The organism is Salinivibrio sharmensis, assembly GCF_001995985.1.
Lineage (GTDB): Bacteria > Pseudomonadota > Gammaproteobacteria > Enterobacterales > Vibrionaceae > Salinivibrio > Salinivibrio sharmensis.
The window spans coordinates 1-20,708 of record NZ_MUFC01000023.1 but is presented as its reverse complement, the minus strand read 5'-3'; the positions used below and the strand labels follow the sequence as shown (position 1 = coordinate 20,708).

Here is a 20,708-nt window from a genome sequence, read left to right as displayed (position 1 = left end):
TCGCTTACAGAATACCGAAAAGAGCGTAAAGCAGTTCCTAGGACCTAGGATCCTAGGCCCTAGGAACTTCATCTACCAGAGCTGGCACGATATGCTTTTTCCGTATTCCGTATTCCGTATTCCGTATTCCGTATTCCGTATTCCGTATTCCGTATTCCGTATTCCGTAATCTTTCCCTAGGACCTAGGACCCTAGGATCTCCCCCACCAAGGACGTAACTATGCCCAACACTTCACTAAAAACCTCACTAAACAATGAAACCCTCACAGTCACTCACCACGGTGGCTATCAAACCGTGACTGGCTCTTGCCACCAAGTGGATATAAAACCGAGCGGCTTACGCTTGCTGATTGACTGCGGCCAATACCAAGGCGATGAAGCGCGGGAGGCGAGGGTGAACCTCAACGGCAAACGCATTGATGCGCTGATCCTCACTCACGCCCATATCGATCACTGTGGTTTGCTGCCATGGCTACTCGCCGCGGGCTTTAACGGCCCTATTTATTGCACTGAAGCCACCGCTGTATTGGTGCCGCTATTGATTGACGATACTTTAAAGCTGCAACTCAACATGAACTACGGCAATCGTCAGCAGGTACTCGAACGCATCCGCCAGTTAACCGTGACACTGCCTTACAACAGCTGGCATCGGCTAAAGCCCAAGCAAAAAGGTCAGCCAGCGACCTATTTGCGCTTGCAACCGGCTGGGCATATTTTGGGCTCGGCCTATGTCGAGTTAAAACTGCCCGACGCGCAGCGCGTAGTGTTCTCCGGCGATTTAGGGCCTAGCAACACGCCACTGCTGCCCGATCCAACCCCGCCAACCCGTGCCGATATCTTGTTTTTAGAATCCACCTACGGTGATAAAACCCATGAGTCCGTCGCCACGCGCGCACAGCGGCTAGACGCCATTATTCAACGCTCACTCGAAGACGGTGGCGCGATATTGATCCCCGCATTCAGTGTCGGTCGCACCCAAGAGCTGTTGTTTGATATTGAGCAGCTTATTCACCAAAAGCAGCTTGATGATGCCCTCCCTATCATTCTTGACTCACCCATGGCGCAAAAGGTGACGCGTCACTATCGCCAGTTCAAAAAGCTGTGGAGCAAAGAGGCCAAAACCAAACTGAACCAACACCGTCATCCGTTAGCCTTTGAGCAATGCATTACCATTGATGAACACAGCCAACATATGGCGTTGGTGAATCGCCTCAAACAAACCGGCGAGCCAGCCATTGTGGTCGCCGCCTCCGGTATGTGCCAAGGCGGACGCATCATGAACTACCTTGCCGCATTACTTGAAGACAAACGCACCGATGTGATTTTTGCCGGCTACCAAGCCCAACACACCCTCGGCCGCGGTATCCAGCAAGGCAACAAACAAGTGTGGATAGACAACTCGCAAGTCACCGTCAACGCCCAAATCCACACAATCTCTGGTTACTCCGCCCACGCCGATCAAAACGACTTGGTCAAATTCGTGCAAGGCATCCAACCGCCCCCCAAGCAGATCCACTTGATTCATGGCGAACCGCACAGTCAGCAAGCGCTAGGCACTCTTATCCGTAATCCGTAGTCCGTAAGCGAAGCGCTCCGTATTCCCATTCCCGAATACAGATGACGGAATACAGAGTACAGAAAGAGCAAAGGCCCGGATGCGAGCACGAGGCTGCTCTTCTCCGTATTCCGTCAAATGACCCCATTGGCGTAGGTGACACAAGCCCCGGTAAGTGTCAACTATGATGGACTATGGCACCTGGGCGCCAGTTGCACTGCGCCTATCACGATCAATGCCAATATTTGACCGCCAATGTCCGATTGCGCCGTGCAACGGGCGCGCGGCGCAAATCCCCCCAAGCTTGCGCGATCGAATTGGCGCTTATACCGACCTACGTGATATTCAAGATTTTTGAATACAGAGCGCTTCGCTTACAGAATACCGAAAAGAGCGTAAAGCAATTCCTAGGACCTAGGAACTTTATCTACCCGAGCTGGCACGATACGCTCTTTCCGTATTCCGTATTCCGTATTCCGTATTCCGTATTCCGTATTCCGTATTCCGTAGTCTCTAGTTTCTAGTTTCCAGAAGCGAAGCGTCTCGTCTCTTTCCGTACTCCGTAAGCGCAGCGCTCCGTATTCCGATTCCCTAGGACCTAGGACCCAAGGCTCTTTCCCTAGTCCCTAGTTTCCCCCATTCCGTGATCTAAACCACCTTTTTTATCCAGGCTTGACGATTAAACAATCAAAATGTTCTTTTGTAAGCGAATCACGCTAAAACACACTTTAAATGACCGCTGAGCTATGTAGAATACGTCAGACATTTGACGCACTGTGCTGGGCAGCGAGTAAGCAAACGCGTGTTACCGTGTCGGGCAGTGCTTAATAAATAAAGTGACAGCCACAAACCGCAAATTCGTACAGGGGGGAACGACACCTCATGGCGGTAGCGTATCCAATCGACACTGGATGCCAATATCGGCGCGTTGCACAGAGTGTAAGTACACGAGACGGATAGCGGTTTTGTGTCATAAAGGCGTCACTCAAATTGTCAAAAATAGGACAAAACAAACCAATCACCGCGCACAGGGGAGCGACACCTCCGGGCGGTAGCGTATCCAAATGGCACGGCTGCCCGTGACGCGTACAGTCATTTCTTCTCACATTTGCAGCGTTGTTAAATCACTTATGACATGTTCAAAACGGATGAACTTTACATCGCCTCAGCTTGGCTACGGTCAAACCCTGGCGATGCTGGTGCTGCTGATGAGCACATCGGTGGCGGCGTCGCCATGGCTTGAAGCCAACGCCCCTTTTCTGCGCGCTGATCTTACCGCCTTGTCCGATGCCGGTGAGCTTAACGGGCCGATTAATCACTACCCGTTACGCTGGTCAAGCTTTTACGATGACACAGCGCCACGTCAACATGCCAACACGGGCCAATCGGCACGGATGACGGCGCGTGATAATATGCTTAATACCGCCCGCAACCACGTTCGCTACCGCGCGCATGCCGCGAAATTTAATCGTGCGCCGATTGAGTTTGACCTGTATTGGGCCAATGACCCCGCCACCGCTCTGGACTACGGTGATACCCCGCGGCATGAATGGCTAATCGGCTCGGCGTATCAATACATGAGCAACCGCTTTGCCTTTAAAGTCGCTAACCAATACCGCCGAGACGCGAATGGCGATAAAGAATACACCTGGCAGGGGTCCTATTTAGCATTAAACGACGGCCGTTGGTTATTTACGCTTGGCCAAATCGACCGCTGGTGGGGACAAGGCTGGCAACACAATCTCATATGGGGCAATCAGTCGTCCCCAGCGCCCAGCGCCTCACTCAGTTATCTCGGTGATTACCTTCCCGTATTAGGGTACTGGTCGCTGGACACCGTCTACCAATTACCAGACAAAACCGGTTACGACACCCACTGGGCAGCACGTTTGGTCAGCCAGCCGATTCGTCAGTTTCAACACGGGATCAGCTATCAAAAATGGCAAGATCCAAACGGCGAGCGGCAAATTAGCGAACAATGGGCATGGGATGCCAAACTCGCCTTGCCCGCCTTTGATTGGCCGGTTGCTCACGCACTCTATACCGAACTGGCCAGCAACTACCAAGGCCAAGAGCTGGCAACTAGCTTAATTGGCTGGAGTGGTCAAACCGAGATCGCGCAACAAAGCGTGCGTCTAGTGTTTGAGCAGCAAACCACCCACGATGGCTTTGAGTCGTCATTGGCGAATACCCCAGCGGTGGACCAACAACTGTCCTCCGATCAGCTCGGTGGCAACAGCACCACATATGGATTAGATAACAGTCGTTCGGTGGCAGTGTATACCCAGTTCAATAACGATCATGCGGTTAAATTAATGCTGGCGGATCGGGAACAAGCCACTCACAACTGGCACGAAATTGAAGCCAGCTATCGTCTGCCGGTGGCAACGGCCATGGTCACTCTAGGCGCCAGCCAAACCGATGACGACGCGCCCAATGTGGCAGACGCCAATACACGAGTTTGGCTTAAATATCAGATGCGGTTTTAATCGCCGCTTAACCTGCAATGACTGATAACAACGACGGCTGATATCAACTATCACTGCGAATAATAAGTACGGAACACGCTCACTATGTCAACGCTTTCATCTTCAACCGGGCGGCCATTAGGCGCCACTATCGTGCGCGGCCTGACCCGTTGTGCCCCCGCGCTACTGTCCTGTGCACCTGCTCTGTTACTGGGCGCGGTGATGCTTACAACAGCGCCGCACGCCGAGGCGGCCACGCCAACTGCCAGCCAGCTGCAACAGTTAAAGCAATTACCGCGCGCACAACAAGAGCAGCTTGCACGCCAGTACGGTGTGGATCTTGATAGCTTATCGACAAGCAGCAGTGATAACGAACAGCAAAATGCGAATACCACCCCCGAAACACCCGAGCGCATCGGCGGTGAGCAAAGCCAATCGGATAACATACGCCACCCCGGCAAGGCCTCAAGCCAAGACGACGACACCCTCAAACCTTTCGGTTATGCCTTTTTTGATGGTAAACCCGCCTCTATGGCGTCGGTCGATGATTTACCACTGCCAAGCGATTATCAAATCGGCCCAGGTGATACCCTCGATATTCAAGTGTTTGGTAAAGAAAACCAGCAATACGATCTCACCGTCAAGCGTGATGGCAACATCCATTTCCCTAAATATGGCCCGATGCAAGTCGCTGGCGAGACCTTCGGTAAAGTGCGCGAACAAATCAAAGCCATGTTCGAGCAGCGCGTGATTGGCGTAGATGTTACCGTCGATATTGGCGCCATGCGTACCATGCAGGTATATCTTGCGGGCGATGTCAAACAACCCGGCGCTTATACCGTCAATGGCTTAACCACGGTGACCCAAGCCTTGTTGGCCAGTGGCGGGATCAAAACCAGTGGTTCATTGCGTGATATTCAGTTAAAGCGCAATGGCAAGGTGATTGAAATCTTAGATTTATACGACTTGCTCCTTGCCGGCGATAGCAGCAACGATGTGCGCTTACTCAAAGGCGACACCTTGTTTGTGCCTGCGCGTGGCGCCCAAGTCGCCATTGAGGGAGAAGTATTACGGCCAGCATTATATGAGCTAAATGGCCCAACCACGCTTGCAAGCGCCATCAATATGGCAGGCGGTGCACTACCAGAAGGGTACTTATCGAGCGTTAGCGTTAAACGCGTGACCGAATCGGGTATTCAGCAATTTAGCCTCGACATGAGCACCAGCAAAGGCCAAACCTTTACGGTAAAAAACGGCGATGACATTAAAATCGCCAAAAGCAACGACGCGCTCGACGACGCCGTGGTGCTCCGTGGCGAGGTCGTTCGCCAAGGTGCCTACAACTTTGAGCCGGGGATGACTATTGCCGATCTGGTCAGCAATGCCCAACGCGATCTAAAACCCACCGCCGACCTTAATTATGCGCTGGTGGTGCGCGAAATCGACGCTGAGCGCAATATTGAAGTGTTGCAATTTAAACTGGGCCAAGCCATTGACCACCCCAACTCGTCAGATAACTTGCGCTTGCAACAAGGCGACCAGGTGTTTGTGTTTAATAACGGCATCGACAGCCAATACTGGGATCAACGTCAATCGGCAAAAGTGGATAAATCACGCCTTAACAAAAAAACCAGTGGCGATACCTACATTGATGCAGAAACCGGCGCAGAAGTACAAAGCCAAACCAAGCAAAACGAATCAAAACTAGCGAAAAAACTGGCAGAGCGTGATGACGAAGGCGAACGTTCACTGCGCGAGCAAGAGCTTGAACCAATTATCGAGCGCTTAAAAGACCAAGCCAACAACCAGTACAATGCCGCGATTGTGGAGCTGGGCGGCGCGGTAAAATATCCGGGCGTGTACCCATTACCGGCCAATGCCTCGTTTGAGCAACTGCTGGATGCCGCAGGCGGATTGACCGAAGCCGCGTACTTGCGCCAAGCTGAAATCACCCGCCGCCAAGTGGTGGAGGGCCGTTTAACCGTGCGTCATTATCCGCTGGATTTAAATAAAGCCATCAAAGGCGAGGGCCCGCAGTTTGCCATTCATCGCCAAGACCGGATTAACATCAAAACCAAGCCTAACTGGCATAAAAACAACACCATTGAACTACAAGGCGAAGTGCGCTTCCCTGGCGTTTATGCCTTTGAGCGTGGCGAAACCATTAAAGACGTGATTGAACGCGCCGGCGGCCTAACCGAATTCGCTTACCCCAAAGGGTCGGTGTTTAGTCGCGAGCGACTCAAGCGCCAAGAAGAAGAGCGCTTAAAAATGCTCAATCGCCAACTGCAACAAGAAATCAGCAGCCTGGCGCTACGCCGTCAAACCAGCAGCGCCCAATATACAACCAGCCCGTCAGAAGCCTTATCATTGGCCGAAGAGCTACAAAACGCCGAAGCCGTCGGCCGCATGGTGATTTCACTGCCTCGCGCACTTGAAGGTGACGACGTTGCCAACATCATGATCGAAAACGGCGATAAGCTCTACGTACCGCCGAAAAACCCGGTGGTCAGCATTATGGGCGAAGTGCAATTCACCTCAAACCAACTGTTTGAACCGGGCATGACCGTCAGCGACTACATCGAATCCGCCGGCGGCACCAAACAACAAGCCGACACCGACCGCATCTACGTCGTCCGCGCCGACGGCTCAGTAATGATGCCCAACAACAGCTTCTGGTTCAGCCGTAGTCAAAAACAACTCGAACCCGGCGACACCATCATCGTTCCAATCGACACCGACTACCTAGACGGCCTAAGCACCGCCTCCACCGCCACCCAAATCCTCTACCAAATGGGCGTAGCATGGCAAGCGGTTAAAGATTAAAGGCGAAGAGCAGTCTAGAGCGGAGTTTAGACGCTTCGCTTCTAGAAACGAGGGAGAGACTAGACGCTTCGCTTTTAGAAACTAGAGGCTAGGGAGAGACTAGACGCTTCGCTTTTAGAAACTAGAGACTAGGAAAAGCTTAAAGCGGCTCATAAAATAGTCTCTAGTCTCTAGTCTCTAGTCTCTAGTCTCTAGTCTCTAGTCTCTAGTCTCTAGTCTCTAGTCTCTAGTCTCTAGTCTCTAGTCTCTAGTCTCTAGTCTCTAGCTGTGTCTCGCAGAAATGTAAAGACAAAAAACACAAACAGTAGATGAGTTGTACTCTTTGCCCCAAAGGCGAGAGGGCTCAACATATGCTGTTTGAAAAACTGAGTGTTTGGCAACGCTCATCAAAATTAGCGTGCTCGGTATTTAGTACATTTGAGCACAACAAGAATTTTGCACTTAAAGATCAAGTTTTTCGGTCATCCCTATCAATACCCTCAAATATTGCAGAAGGGGAAGAACGTGAAACATCAAAAGAAAAAGTTCGCTTTTACTACTACGCCAAAGGCTCATGTGGTGAATTGGTGACTCAGCTTCAAATCGCGATTAAAACCGGACAAATAGAACGAGAAGCTGGTTTGGTAATGGTCCGTGAAGCAAGAGAAATTGCAAAAATCCTTGCTAGCTTGATAACACGACACAAACGCGCACTCAAAGTAGCAACTTGAATAATCAAAGGAAGGTATGGCATCTGACTCATAGTCTCTAGTCTCTAGTTTCTAGTCTCTGTTGCCTCATGGTTTATGACTAAGCAAAATATCGAACACTACCCCTACCCGCCGCTTTCGCAGCCGGTAGATTCTGACGAAATCGACCTCCGCGAGTTGTTTGCCGCGTTATGGCAAGGCAAGTGGTTGATCATTGCCATCACCTTTGTGTTTGCAGTCGGTGGGGTGGGGTATTCATTATCGCTTCCCAATACCTACAAGTCCGAGGCGTTACTGGCGCCTGCGAATGAATCTGGCGGTAGTGGTTTGGCCGGTATGGCGGGGCAGTTGGGTGGATTAGCATCACTAGCCGGGGTTAACCTTGGCAGCGGTGGCGGCAGTGAAACCCAAATTGCGCTGGCCACCCTAAAATCACGCCAGTTTATTAGCGAGTTTGTGCATAAACATCAATTAGCGGTGCCGTTGGCGGCGACTGAAGGGTGGGATGCTGAGACCAACCAATGGCTAATTAACCTAGAGCGTTATAACCCAGAGACGCAAACCTGGTTAAAGTCTGACGATGCGCCAGCAGACCAACCTGCTATGCCTACAGATTGGCAGTTGTATAAAGCGTTTTCATCCAAGCTAGAAACCGCTACCCAGAAAGACAACGGTTTAATCACCATTAGCTTTGAGTCACAGTCACCGGTCTTCGCGCAACAAGTAGTAGAGTTGTTGGTGAATGACATCAACACCCATGTAAAAAAAGAGAAACTGGCCGAAACCAAAACTAACATTGGCTACTTGCGCCAACAGCTAGAAAACACCAACCTGACTCAAATGCAGAATGTGTTCTATCAGCTGATTGAAGAGCAAACCAAAAGTTTGATGCTGGCTGAAGTGCAAGACGAATTTGTGTTCAAAACCGTCGATCCGGCCATTGTCCCCGAAGAAAAAGCCGGCCCCAAACGAGCATTGATTTGTGTGCTAGCAACGCTACTTGGCGGTATGCTGAGTGTCGCGATTGTGCTGGTAAGATTTGCGTTTAGGAAAGAAGATGTATAACCGTTTAAAAACGCTGTTTAATTTATTAACGGCAGAACAACGTAAAAGGCTCATTCGGCTACAACTATTAGTCGTGTGCATGGCTTTCGCTGAGTTAACGAGCGTTGTCGCTATTGGTCCATTTATGGCTTTAGTCGGTGATATCAGCCAACTACAAGGTGAGGGCAAATTTGCACAGCTATATCAATACAGCGGGCTAGCCAATCCAAGTGACTTTATTTTCTGGATAGGCGTCATTGTGTTGTTCGCGCTAGCTATTTCGGCGATGATCTCTATGTACACCATTTGGCGCTTGTCTTTATATGCACAGCAAGTAGGGGCGGAGTTATCAGCGCGTCTTTATCGCTATTACATGAATCAGTCTTGGTTATTTCATGCAGGAGGCAGCAGTAGTCAGTTAACCAATAAAGTCGCGCAAGAGACGGGTCGGATCACCCAAGCAATAATTCAGCCTGCAATGCGAGTCGCTGCCAAGTCAGTGCTAGCGATGGTGATGGCGACCGCAATCTTTATTTATAACCCACTGGTTGCTTTGACTGGATTAGCCATTTTTGCGTGTGCCTATATTGCGCTCTATCGGACTGTACGTAAAAAACTGTCGCAAGATGGTATTAATATCACTAATGCCAATCGCCAACGTTTTACTTTGCTGCATGAAGGGTTTGGCGGGATAAAAGATACGCTATTACTGGGCCGCCAAAGAGACTTTAACCAGCGTTACCAAAATGCCTGTGAAAAGTTTGGTTATGCTCAGGGTCGTAACCGTGGCTTATCCGAGGTTCCACGTTATGCCATGGAGCTTGTCGCGTTTGGCTCGGTGATTTTTTTGGTGCTATATTTAGTCAAAACACACGATGGTAAGCTAGGCCAAATTCTACCTATTTTGTCGGTCTATGCCTTAGCTGGTTTCAAACTGCTTCCCGCATTTCAGCAAATTTACACAGGGGTGGCACAAGTTCGCGGTAACTTATCAGCGTTTGATAATCTCGAAGCCGATCTGATTGCAAGCCAGCACGTGGCTGAAACTAGTACAGCGCGTGACAAACTTAAACCCACACATCAGGTTCGGCTTGACAATGTGACCTTTCAATACCCAGGTAAAGACGAGCCTGCTCTGCGACAATTATCGTTGGAACTACCCGTTAATCAGGTGATTGGTCTAGTGGGTGCGTCAGGATCAGGTAAATCAACGGCGATTGATATTTTACTCGGACTTATTGAGCCCAGCCAAGGTAGCTTAAAGGTCGATGGAAAGCCAATCAACGCCGACAACGTGCGTGCATGGCAAAACAATATTGGTTTTGTTCCTCAGAGTATTTTCCTTTCTGATGCGACTATCCGAGAGAACATCGCTTTTGGTTTGCCACTAAACGAAATTAACGATCAGAAAGTGCTTAAAGCCGCCATAATGGCACACCTAGAGGAATTACTCGAGGAACTGCCAAACGGTTTAGATACGCGCGTTGGGGAGCGGGGTGTGCAGCTATCAGGCGGTCAGCGACAGCGGATTGGCATTGCGCGCGCGCTTTATGATGATGCAGATGTCTTGGTACTTGATGAAGCAACCAGTGCGTTAGACGGCATTACCGAAAAACTGGTGATGGATGCCATCCATGATTTTGCCGGCAATAAAACCATTATTATGATTGCTCACCGGCTCAGTACGGTTCAGCAGTGTGATTGTATCTATATGCTTGAACAGGGCAAAGTAGTCGATCATGGTACGTATGCTGAGTTACTAAATAAAAACCTCGAATTTAGAAAAATGGCTAGTCATAGCTAAACCTATCGGAATATTTCAATGCTAAACAACAAATCAGTCCTTATCACCGGCGGCACCGGCTCGTTCGGTAAGCAGTTCATTCAAACCATTCTTGTTCGTTACCCTGACGTAAAGAAAATCATTATCTATTCACGTGATGAGTTAAAGCAGTTTGAGCTCAAACAGCTGTATCCGCAAAGTGACTACCCACAGCTGCGCTTTTTCATCGGTGATGTGCGCGACAGGGAGCGCATGGTGCAAGCGTGCGAAGAGGTGGATGTGATCATCCACGCGGCCGCGATCAAGCAGGTTGATACGGCGGAGTACAACCCAACAGAATGTATTCGCACCAACATTGATGGCGCGGAGAACGTGATTAACGCAGCATTGAAATGTGGGGTGAACAATGTGGTTGCACTTTCTACCGATAAAGCCTGTGCACCGATAAACCTCTATGGCGCGACCAAGCTTGCATCAGATAAGCTGTTTACGGCGGCAAACAATATTAAAGGTTCACGTGACCTAAAGTTCAGTGTGGTGCGCTATGGCAACGTCATGGGCTCTCGTGGCTCAGTGATCCCGTTCTTTTTGAAAAAGCGCCATGAGGGGGTCCTGCCGATCACCCATGAAGACATGACCCGCTTTAATATCTCGCTACAAGATGGGGTAGACATGGTGATGTACGCACTAGAGAATCACCTGGGCGGTGAAATCTTTGTCCCTAAGATCCCAAGTTATAAAATTTTGGATGTGGCAAAAGCCGTCGCGCCTGATTGTGAGGTAAAAGTCATTGGTGTTCGCCCTGGCGAGAAGCTGCACGAAGAAATGATCACCGATACCGATTCACTCAATACCATTGATCTTGGTCATTACTATGCAATCTTACCGTCTGTGTCTCATACCCACACAGAGCAAGAGTACATGACGCACCATAAAGCGGAGAAAGTGCCGTTTGGGTTTAAATATAACTCGGGTACCAATGAGCAATGGGAAAGCGTTGACAGCTTACGGGAAAAGATAAAGCAATACATCGATCCTAATTTTACGGTGGCCACGAAACAATGATCCCCTACGGCAAGCAAGACATCACGCAAGATGACATCGATGCAGTGGTTGACGTGCTGCATTCGGATTTTCTCACCCAGGGGCCAAAGGTCCCTGCGTTCGAGCAAGCTATTGCCGAGTACACCGGCGCCAAGCACGCGCTTGCCGTCAATAGTGCTACGTCCGCCTTACATATTGCCTGTCTGGCGCTCGGGCTTGGTGAGGGCGATCGACTATGGACCACGCCGATTACGTTCGTCGCTTCAGCCAACTGTGGGCGTTATTGCGGCGCGGAGGTGGACTTTGTCGATATCGACCCGACTACCTACAACCTGTGCCCCAAACAACTTGAAGTAAAACTCAAGCATGCGGAAGCGACTGGCACACTACCGAAAGTGGTGGTTGCGGTGCACTTGTGTGGCCAGTCCTGTGACATGCAAGCGATAGGGCAATTAGCCGACGAGTATGGCTTTAAAGTGATAGAAGATGCCTCCCATGCTATCGGGGGCAAATATCAGAATAAGCCAATCGGTTGTGGGCAGTATTCAGATGTTACCGTGTTCAGCTTTCACCCGGTTAAGATTGTGACGACGGCAGAGGGTGGCGTTGCAGTAACCAATGACGACGCCTTGGCCACGTCGATGGCGCTGTATCGCAGTCATGGGGTGACACGCGATCCGTTGCTGATGGAAGGTGATAGCCACGGAAACTGGTATTATCAACAAGTCGCGCTTGGCTACAATTATCGGATGACAGAGCTGCAAGCTGCACTCGGGCTAAGCCAAATGCAGCGGGTAGATCAGTTTGTCAGTGCGCGTCACCGCCTTGCGGCTCGTTATAACGAAAAGTTGCAAGATTTACCCCTAGTATTGCCTTATCAATCAAACGGTACCTATTCAGGCTTGCACCTTTATGTCGTTCGCCTTCAATTGGCGAAGCTGTCAAAGACCCACAAGCAGGTATTTGATGCGTTGCGGCAACAAGGCATCGGTGTGAACATGCATTATATTCCTGTCCACACTCAACCGTATTACCAGCAGCTCGGCTTTGGTCCAGGCGACTACCCACATGCTGAACAATACTACCAAGACGCCATCTCGTTACCGATGTTTCATGCTATGACCGATGAGCAGCAAGACACGGTGATTGATGTCTTAGCAGCGATACTGACGGAGTAATATGAATATAGCGATTATTCCTGCGCGCGGCGGCAGTAAGCGGATACCACGTAAAAATATTAAGCCCTTTCATGGTAAGCCAATGATTGCTTATTCGATTGAAGCGGCGATCGCCTCAGGCTGCTTTGATAAGGTGATTGTGTCAACAGAGGATCAGGAAATTGCCGATGTTGCGAAGCAATACGGTGCCGAGGTGCCGTTTTTGCGCCCCGCAGACATTGCCGATGACTATGCCACCACGATGGATGTGATGGCCCATGCGATTCAGTGGTGCCAAGATGCAGGTTTTAATATTGAAACCGTGTGCTGCTTATATGCGACTGCGCCGTTTGTTCAGGCTGACGATCTCAAGGCGGGCTATCAGTTGCTAGCCAATGAAAACGTCCAGTTTGCGTTTAGTGCCACGTCCTTCCCGTTTCCGATCCAGCGTGCAATTAAATTAGATGCAAACGGTGCTGTGTCTATGTTCTCGCCAGAGCAGGAGAAAATGAGATCACAAGATCTGGAAGAGGCGTATCACGACGCAGGCCAGTTCTATTGGGGCAAAGCCAGTGCGTTTTTCAATAAGTTGTCAATTTTCTCACCGCATTCTAAGGCTGTGCTTTTACCGCGTCATCGTGTCCAAGATATTGACACCTCCGAAGACTGGGACATTGCCGAGTCGCTATTTTCAGCCTTAAAACATACGAACAAGTAGCGTGGCAAGAATCATGAAAGTTGTATTTCGCGTTGATGCGTCGGTTTGGATTGGTAGTGGGCACGTGATGCGATGCTTGGTGCTTGCCGATGAGTTAGCGAACCATGGCCATGATATAACCTTCGCGTGTTTACCGTTAGAAAGCGATATGCGTGCGTTTATCGGTGAGCGGGGTTTTAACGTCATCACGTTGACGGCGCCCGAACAAGTCGTGAAACCGGCGCACGATGCTGACTACGCCGCATGGCTGCCAAAGCCCATCCCCGACGATGCGCACGATTTTATTCATCACGTGCATGCTGCAGATGTGGTTGTGACCGACCACTATGCGATTGAAAAACAGTGGCATGAAATCGTTCGCGCGAGGCTTAACTGTAAAATTGTCGCCATTGATGATCTTTTGCGAACTCACAGTGCGGATATAGTTATAGATCAAACGTTGGGTCGTGAGGCATCAGACTATCAGACAGCAGGCACTACCGTACTCGCAGGCAGTGATTATGCGTTACTGTCTCGCGCATTTCTCCAACAAAGGGAAAATGCGCTATCTCGAACCTTGACGCGTCATGTCCCCCGCGTACTTGTCTCAATGGGCGGTGTCGATGCCCCTAACGCCACGCTCAACGTGCTAGAGGCTCTATACCCTTACGTCAATGCAACGTTTACGGTCTTACTCTCGCCAAGAGCGCCGCATTATCATGAGGTAAAACAGTGGTGCTCAAATCATGGCAATGTCAACCATGTAGATTTTGTGGCTGATATGGCCAGTCTAATGATGAGCCATGATATCGCTATCGGCGCACCAGGCACAACAAGCTGGGAGCGAGCATGTTTGGGGCTACCCAGTGTTCTTATACCTATTGCAAAAAACCAAGCGGATAATTGTAGAGCACTTGTTGATGCAGGCGCAGTAAGAAAAGTAGAATTTAACAGTATAGACACTCAGTTAGTAGGTGCGTATCAAGAAATAAAAGATAAGTACTCAGCGTGCTGCAATAGTAACTTAGCAATTTGTGATGGCTTAGGAGTGAATCGGGTAGTTGATGTGATAAATAAATTAGAAAACTATAAGTTAAAGCTAAGGTATGCTAATAAAAAAGATATTGAACTTATATATGAATGGCAATCTTTACCTTCGACAAGAAAATACTTCAATAACTCTAAAGTCCCAACATATGCCGAACACTCTCAATGGATGAATAAGGTTATAGAGAGTGCTAGTATTGATCTTTTTGTCATTACAAAGGGCGATACTAATATCGGAACGATAAGAGTTGATAAAAAAAATGGTAAGCTTGAGGGGGATATTTCAATCCTCATTTCCCCGGAGTTTCATAGTATGGGGTTTGCTAAATTAGCACTGTTTGAGATAAAAAAAATTTTTAAAAGTTATCAATTAAACGCCTATGTACACAAAGATAATATATCTTCTCAATTTCTTTTTGAGAGAGCTGGTTTTAAACGATTGGATGTAAATAATTTTAAGTGGTGTTCGAAGTGAATGAAAGCTATATTTTTGCGTCATCAAAAAATTGGTGTTTGGATGCTTACAGAAGCCGTTTTGAAGGTAATCCTAATTGGTTTCTAGTCAGAGACAAGAGTGAGCTAACCCCAGAGTTTATAGAAAGGGTAAATCCGAAGTACATTTTTTTCCCCCATTGGAATTGGCTAGTCCCAGAATCTATTACTCAACGCTACAACTGTGTATGCTTCCATATGGCGGATGTTCCATATGGAAGAGGAGGAAGTCCTTTACAAAATTTAATTTCTCGAGGACATAAATCGACTAAGCTAACAGCACTGAAAATGACTAGAGAGCTAGACGCTGGTCCAGTATATGCTAAAGCGGAATTATCTCTGGCTGGATCAGCTACAGAGATTTTCCAAAGAGCAGCCCCTAAAGTAGTCGACTTGATATTAGAAATTGTTAGCAATGATATCACTCCAAAGGAACAAATTGGAGAAGTCGTGCATTTTAAACGTCGAACGCCTGAGCAGAGTGAAATCCTTGAGTCAATGAATATAAGTGAAATATATGATTTGATTCGTATGCTCGATGCTGAGACCTACCCACGGGCCTTTATAGACTATGGTAATCATCGTATAGAGTTTTCTGACGTAATGAAAGAAAAAGAAAATTTATTGACAGCGACTGTAAAAATATTTTCTAAAGAGGCACTAAAGTGATGAAGTCAGTTCTTATCATTGCTGCACATCCGGATGATGAGGTGTTGGGCTGTGGCGGTACAATCGCAAAACATATTCACAATGGTGATAAAGTTTCGATTAAATTTATGACTAATGGAGTAGCCGCACGACCAGGCATTGAAGATAGAGACGTTGAGAAAAGAAAACAATCGGCACTTAAAGCCCTTGATGTATTGGGTGTTGAAGAAGAGAATATCGTTTTTGGTGAGTTTCCTGATAATAGTATGGATATACTACCACTTATAGAAGTCGTTAAGTCTATTGAAAAAATAGTAGAGGAAGTCAATCCTGAAATTATTTATACACATTTTTCGAATGACTTGAACATAGATCATAGAATATCACACCAAGCAGTAATGACAGCTTGTCGTCCRCAAAGCTCTTCACCGGTTAAAGAAATATATTGTTATGAAGTGCTGTCATCCACGGAATGGAACTCATATACTTGTAGTAAGTTCAACCCTAATAAATTTGTAAGTATCACGCAGTTTTGGCAGAAAAAGTCAGAAGCTTTATATGCATACCACCAAGAGATGAGAGACTTTCCTCACAGTAGAAGCTTCGAAACAGTTGAGGCTTTAGCAACATTGCGAGGTGCAATCGTTGGCTTACAGAAAGCTGAAGCATTTCAGATTGAAAGGATAATTGAAAATGAAAAATGAAATAGTTATAAATGGCCGCCGGATTGGAAAAGATCATCCTCCTTATGTCATTGCAGAGCTATCTGCTAACCACAATAACGACATTAACCGCGCCTTTCAAATCATGGAGGAAGCAAAAGAGGCGGGAGCAGATGCGATAAAAATTCAAACTTATACACACGATACAATGACTATCGATCATGACTCGGAAGACTTTCAGATCGATAGCGGTTTATGGGAAGGTCAAAGTCTTTACGAATTATATAAAGGCGCACACTTACCATGGGATTGGAATGAAAAAATATTCAATAAAGGTAAAGAGCTAGGTATTACTGTTTTTAGCACTCCCTTTGATTTTAACGCCGTAGACTTATTAGAAGATCTGGATGCGCCAGCCTATAAAATTGCGTCTTTTGAAGTGATTGATTTGCCGCTCATCAAGCGGGTCGCACAAACGGGTAAACCCATGATTATCTCTACAGGCATGGCGAATGAACAAGAGATTGCTGACGCGATTAAAACAGCCAAAGAAAATGGTTGCCAAGAGTTAGTGGTGCTGCACTGTGTCAGTGGCTATCCAGCGCCCGCTGAACAATATAATCTACGCACCATCGCTGACATGGTTGAGCGCTTCGATGTGCTTTCAGGACTGTCCGACCATACCATTGACAATGCAACGGCAATAACTTCTGTCGCATTAGGTGCTTGTTTAATCGAAAAGCATGTCACGTTAGATCGTAATGGCGGGGGCCCAGACGATAGCTTCTCGTTAGAGCCAGCAGAACTTGCTGCTTTATGCCGAGACACGAAAACGGCGTGGCAAGCGCTAGGTAAAGTCAATTATGAACGGACTGAGGCTGAAAAAGGCAATGTGAAGTTCCGCCGTTCGTTGTATATCGTGAAGAATATTAAGGCTGGTGACGTTTTAACCGACAAGAATGTGCGCAGTATTCGACCAGGGTTTGGTTTAGAACCGAAGCACCTTGAGTCCGTGCTAGGGATGAAAGCGAAAACAGATTTAGCTCGTGGAACACCGTTAAAGTTTGAATTTTTAGAAAAATGAAAAAAATCATACAAACGTTAGAAATACTAGAGCGAGAACCAGAACAATGGATGTCTTATCTTCATGGACAAAAGTACGAAGAGCTCAGTCATCTGCAAGAGCGACCAAGGTTAAAGGGGAAGATATTACGCTTTATAAGCCTCTATTATAATTCGATGAGGAATATACAGCTTTTCAAACAAAAACCTCAAGAAAATTATGATTTTCTTTTTTTGGCTGGCACGCAAAATCAGAAATCGGCTTTAATGGGTTTGATGAGCAGTCTGAAAAGCTATAAAAAATCTTTCGTCTGTATTGTACCAGAAAATAARATAGAAAAGAAAGACCTTCATACTGGCTACTTCAACCCACTCAAGTTTACCTTTAGAGATATAATTAGTTCATTCGCTCTTAACGTGATGCGATATAAAAATATTTCAAGAGCATTCAGTGAAAGGAACCATAAAATACTATTAGATAAGTTGGACAAATTTCTTTCTGTTCACCTTTACTTATTTTATTTTAATCGTGTTGTTGAAGAGATAAGCCCATCTTATGTTATTGTAAGTAATGATCACAACACTATGAATAGAGCGCTCATTGCAGTGGCTCGTTATAAAGGGATCAAAACCGTCTATTTGCAGCATGCTTCTGTCAGTAATATATTTCCAGCTTTGAACTTTGATTATTCATTTTTAGATGGAATGTCAGCTGTAGAAATATATCAAGAATGCGAAAACAATCGTCCTCCGGCGTTGCTAATTAAAAAAAATCAAGAAATATTCCTGTCAGGCCAAAAAAAAGCAATAAGTAAGATAGATCGTTGCGATCGAGAACTAATTGGTATCGCCCCAAACGCATTAGATAAGGATGAAGACGTAAAGCTGTTAGCCAATCATTTAATTCAGAAAGGCTACAAGCCATTATTAAGGTGGCACCCGGGATTGGGGAAGCGAAAGATTGAGAAGTTGAAGTCAGTGCTAGGTAGTATGGTTACTTTCTCAGATCCAAAGCTTGATAGTCTGAATGAGTTTTTCAATCAAACTCTCAGTGTAATAGCAGGTAATAGCAGCATTCTTCTTGAAGCTGCACTTGCAGGCTTAACGCCAATCTACTATCAAATTACGAAGTCACCTTTAGAAGATTATTACGGGTATGTTGAGAAAGGCATTTCAATTAAATGCAATTATTTAAATGAAATTGAGCCTTGCATTTCAAAAATTAACGCGGGCAAGTTGAATATTAAACGTGAAAGTATTCGTTATTTCAGTTCAACTTATGATACAGAGTGGTTTGGTAAAGAAGGAGAGTTGGTAGCGAGCATCTTAATGTCTATCTCCTGTAGTGAAAAACCTTTGATTGAATCTATTAGTTTAGACAGTGAAAATGCGGGAAATACTACGGCTTCTAAATAGATTTTGAAATACGCGGCCGGTTTCAAGGTTGTTGACCAGATTTCTAGGGAAAACGCATGAAGAACCGTGCCAGGTAGTGTTCAAAAATCTGTGTCACTCCTATAGTTAACCTTCAACAGAGAGTGATACATCAATGTCCGACAAATACGAAATTGATATTCAAGCTTTTGCTAAGGCACTGCAATCTGGACAAGATCTCAACGGAAAAGATGGACTGCTAACTCCGTTGATCAGGGAAAACGCATCAGGGAAAATGCACCAGGGAAAACGCGTGAAGATCCGCGGCATGCCTGGGGTAGCGAATTAATGACTAAGTTGTTACTTAGGCTAAAAACCGTGCGTCATCCATGTTTATTAATTAAAATAAGTGAAAATAAGGGATCAATTTGTTGATCATTTTCAGTGCTATTTAATGGTCTCCTAACGTTTAGGAGATTTTAAATGACAGAAGATCAAAGTCGATTTATGCATTTCATTTCCATTAGAGATGTTCGCCAAGAAGGTAAAGTTGAACATACGTTATCAGATATTATTTTGATAACGATTTGTGCGGTGTTGTCTGGGCATGATACCTGGAAAGGTATTAGTGATTATGGACGTAAGCAGCGTGATTTTTTATTACGCTTTGGCTTCTCAGGTAAAACATCACCATCGGCAGATACGATTGCAAGAGTGATGGGAACCATCAGTCCAAAGGCATTACAAAAAGTCTTTATAGAATGGATGAAATCGTGTCATGAATTAACGGATGGCGAAGTGGTTGCCATTGATGGAAAAACACTAAGGGGCTCATATAATCGAGCAACAGACCAAGCTGCTATTCATATGGTTAATGCGTTCGCAACCGCAAATGGAGTATGCCTCGGACAGTCGAAAGTAGACAGTAAGACAAATGAGATTACTGCCATNAAAAACACTAAGGGGCTCATATAATCGAGCAACAGACCAAGCTGCTATTCATATGGTTAATGCGTTCGCAACCGCAAATGGAGTATGCCTCGGACAGTCGAAAGTAGACAGTAAGACAAATGAGATTACTGCCATCCCTAAGTTGCTGGAATTGCTTGATGTTTCAGGTTGTTTGATTACCATAGATGCTATGGGTTGTCAGCACAAAATCGCACAGAAAATCATCGATAAAAATGCTGATTATTTGCTTGCCGTTAAAGGAAATCAAGGCAAGTTAGATAAAGCGTTTGATAATTATTACCGCCCGGCAATGCTTCAAAAATTTGATGGTGATAGCTACGCATCACAAGAAAAATCGCATGGGCGATTGGAAACACGATGTGCACTGATTAATACCGATTTAAGTGTATTAGGTGGTTTGGCTTATGATTGGCCTGAACTAAAGACGATGGGCATCATAGTGAGTGTTCGACAAGAAGGCAAACACGCCGAAGAATCCGATATTTCTGTGCGCTACTATATAAGTTCAAAAGAACTGACAGCGAAAGAGCTACATGATGCCACTCGCTCGCACTGGTTAATTGAATCAATGCACTGGCAGCTCGATGTTGGATTAAAAGAAGATGCATGTCGAATTAGGGTAGATGACCGAGCTGAAGTTTTTGCACGAATAAGGCAAATGGTTTTGAATTTATTAAAGCAAGAGAAGAGTTTCAAAGCCGGCATTCAACGCAAGCGAATGATGTGTGCGATGGACCAAGAGTACTTGGCGACCGTGTTAGGAAGCCTTTCGTGACGAGGATGTTCATGCGTTTTCCGTGGGCTTTAAATTTATTAAAGTAAGAGAAGAGTTTCAAAGTCGGTATTGAACGTAAGCGAATGATGTGTGTAATGACTCAAGAGCACTTACCAACCGTGCTGGGAAGGATTTCGTGACACGGCTGCTCATACGTTTTCTATGACTTATTATTTAGATTCAGGGTTAAATATTAGTTATGAGTAAAAAAGTTTTCCTTTCTGCAAAAAAAGACTCTTTTTGGTTAGATGTTGTTAATAGAATGAAGTCGTCTAACTTTGATGTGTGTTATTGGATAGGTGCTGAATACGTTAAATCAGATATAGATGACGTTTTTTTTCATGAAGTTGTCGACGCCTATGAGTTAAAGAACTGCTATCCGTTGGAAATAAAAAGAAGTTTTAATATTAATG

16 protein-coding genes and 1 pseudogene are annotated in these 20,708 nt (G+C 46.5%); all 17 read left to right on the top strand.

What is annotated here, in order from left to right:
- The first annotated feature begins 220 nt into the window (after positions 1–220).
- Positions 221–1,576, top strand: coding sequence for an MBL fold metallo-hydrolase RNA specificity domain-containing protein (locus tag BZG74_RS14430; protein WP_077773227.1), 1,356 nt, complete (start codon positions 221–223; stop codon positions 1,574–1,576).
- Between the two features lie 1,127 nt (positions 1,577–2,703).
- Positions 2,704–4,044 (top strand): capsule assembly Wzi family protein, encoded by a 1,341-nt coding sequence (locus BZG74_RS14425; protein WP_158020669.1) that lies wholly within the window; start codon positions 2,704–2,706, stop codon positions 4,042–4,044.
- Positions 4,045–4,128: 84 nt separating this feature from the next.
- Positions 4,129–6,849, top strand: coding sequence for an SLBB domain-containing protein (locus BZG74_RS14420; protein WP_235605780.1), 2,721 nt, complete (start codon positions 4,129–4,131; stop codon positions 6,847–6,849).
- A gap of 350 nt (positions 6,850–7,199) precedes the next feature.
- Positions 7,200–7,559 carry a four helix bundle protein gene (locus tag BZG74_RS14415; RefSeq protein ID WP_069362642.1) on the top strand — a complete coding sequence of 120 codons (360 nt, stop codon included), beginning with the start codon at positions 7,200–7,202 and terminating at the stop codon, positions 7,557–7,559.
- A 75-nt stretch (positions 7,560–7,634) separates the two neighbouring features.
- Positions 7,635–8,603, top strand: coding sequence for a Wzz/FepE/Etk N-terminal domain-containing protein (locus BZG74_RS14410; protein WP_077773225.1), 969 nt, complete (start codon positions 7,635–7,637; stop codon positions 8,601–8,603).
- Positions 8,596–10,386: an ABC transporter ATP-binding protein gene (locus tag BZG74_RS14405; protein ID WP_077773224.1), complete on the top strand. Its 1,791-nt coding sequence runs from the start codon at positions 8,596–8,598 to the stop codon at positions 10,384–10,386. The genes BZG74_RS14410 and BZG74_RS14405 overlap by 8 nt, the downstream gene beginning before the upstream one ends.
- Before the next feature lie 18 nt (positions 10,387–10,404).
- A complete protein-coding gene (pseB, locus tag BZG74_RS14400; RefSeq protein WP_077773223.1) occupies positions 10,405–11,430 on the top strand; it encodes a UDP-N-acetylglucosamine 4,6-dehydratase (inverting) in 1,026 nt (341 codons plus the stop codon).
- Positions 11,427–12,587 carry a UDP-4-amino-4,6-dideoxy-N-acetyl-beta-L-altrosamine transaminase gene (gene pseC, locus BZG74_RS14395; protein WP_077773222.1) on the top strand — a complete coding sequence of 387 codons (1,161 nt, stop codon included), beginning with the start codon at positions 11,427–11,429 and terminating at the stop codon, positions 12,585–12,587. The genes pseB and pseC overlap by 4 nt, the downstream gene beginning before the upstream one ends.
- Position 12,588: 1 nt before the next feature.
- Positions 12,589–13,284: a pseudaminic acid cytidylyltransferase gene (pseF, locus tag BZG74_RS14390; protein WP_077773221.1), complete on the top strand. Its 696-nt coding sequence runs from the start codon at positions 12,589–12,591 to the stop codon at positions 13,282–13,284.
- A 13-nt stretch (positions 13,285–13,297) separates the two neighbouring features.
- Positions 13,298–14,785, top strand: a complete 1,488-nt coding sequence (pseG, locus tag BZG74_RS14385; RefSeq protein ID WP_077773240.1) for a UDP-2,4-diacetamido-2,4,6-trideoxy-beta-L-altropyranose hydrolase — start codon at positions 13,298–13,300, stop codon at positions 14,783–14,785.
- Positions 14,782–15,471: a methionyl-tRNA formyltransferase gene (locus tag BZG74_RS15585; RefSeq protein WP_131825642.1), complete on the top strand. Its 690-nt coding sequence runs from the start codon at positions 14,782–14,784 to the stop codon at positions 15,469–15,471. Before pseG ends, BZG74_RS15585 begins: the two co-directional genes overlap by 4 nt.
- On the top strand, positions 15,471–16,154 hold the full coding sequence (locus BZG74_RS14375) for a PIG-L deacetylase family protein (RefSeq protein ID WP_077773219.1): 684 nt from the start codon (positions 15,471–15,473) through the stop codon (positions 16,152–16,154). Before BZG74_RS15585 ends, BZG74_RS14375 begins: the two co-directional genes overlap by 1 nt.
- A complete protein-coding gene (gene pseI / locus BZG74_RS14370) occupies positions 16,144–17,196 on the top strand; it encodes a pseudaminic acid synthase (protein ID WP_077773218.1) in 1,053 nt (350 codons plus the stop codon). The genes BZG74_RS14375 and pseI overlap by 11 nt, the downstream gene beginning before the upstream one ends.
- On the top strand, positions 17,193–18,590 hold the full coding sequence (locus BZG74_RS14365; protein ID WP_077773217.1) for a CgeB family protein: 1,398 nt from the start codon (positions 17,193–17,195) through the stop codon (positions 18,588–18,590). Before pseI ends, BZG74_RS14365 begins: the two co-directional genes overlap by 4 nt.
- A 133-nt stretch (positions 18,591–18,723) precedes the next feature.
- Complete coding sequence (locus tag BZG74_RS15635; protein ID WP_158020668.1) at positions 18,724–18,897, top strand: hypothetical protein; 174 nt, start codon at positions 18,724–18,726, stop codon at positions 18,895–18,897.
- A gap of 134 nt (positions 18,898–19,031) precedes the next feature.
- Positions 19,032–20,295, top strand: a pseudogene (locus BZG74_RS15980) (ISAs1 family transposase).
- A 199-nt stretch (positions 20,296–20,494) separates the two neighbouring features.
- Positions 20,495–20,708, top strand: a 214-nt coding sequence (locus BZG74_RS15885) for a hypothetical protein (protein ID WP_235605779.1), incomplete at its 3' end; no start/stop codon positions are given.

What these genes read in the sequence shown, in the direction of transcription:
- pseI (WP_077773218.1), top strand. Translation starts at nt 16,144, where the DNA reads ATGAAAAATGAAATAGTTATAAATGGCCGCCGGATTGGAAAAGATCAT.
- pseC (WP_077773222.1), top strand. Translation starts at nt 11,427, where the DNA reads ATGATCCCCTACGGCAAGCAAGACATCACGCAAGATGACATCGATGCA.
- pseG (WP_077773240.1), top strand. Translation starts at nt 13,298, where the DNA reads ATGAAAGTTGTATTTCGCGTTGATGCGTCGGTTTGGATTGGTAGTGGG.
- pseF (WP_077773221.1), top strand. Translation starts at nt 12,589, where the DNA reads ATGAATATAGCGATTATTCCTGCGCGCGGCGGCAGTAAGCGGATACCA.
- BZG74_RS15635 (WP_158020668.1), top strand. Translation starts at nt 18,724, where the DNA reads ATGTCCGACAAATACGAAATTGATATTCAAGCTTTTGCTAAGGCACTG.
- BZG74_RS14410 (WP_077773225.1), top strand. Translation starts at nt 7,635, where the DNA reads ATGACTAAGCAAAATATCGAACACTACCCCTACCCGCCGCTTTCGCAG.
- BZG74_RS14425 (WP_158020669.1), top strand. Translation starts at nt 2,704, where the DNA reads ATGAACTTTACATCGCCTCAGCTTGGCTACGGTCAAACCCTGGCGATG.
- BZG74_RS14405 (WP_077773224.1), top strand. Translation starts at nt 8,596, where the DNA reads ATGTATAACCGTTTAAAAACGCTGTTTAATTTATTAACGGCAGAACAA.
- BZG74_RS14420 (WP_235605780.1), top strand. Translation starts at nt 4,129, where the DNA reads ATGTCAACGCTTTCATCTTCAACCGGGCGGCCATTAGGCGCCACTATC.
- BZG74_RS14430 (WP_077773227.1), top strand. Translation starts at nt 221, where the DNA reads ATGCCCAACACTTCACTAAAAACCTCACTAAACAATGAAACCCTCACA.
- pseB (WP_077773223.1), top strand. Translation starts at nt 10,405, where the DNA reads ATGCTAAACAACAAATCAGTCCTTATCACCGGCGGCACCGGCTCGTTC.
- BZG74_RS14415 (WP_069362642.1), top strand. Translation starts at nt 7,200, where the DNA reads ATGCTGTTTGAAAAACTGAGTGTTTGGCAACGCTCATCAAAATTAGCG.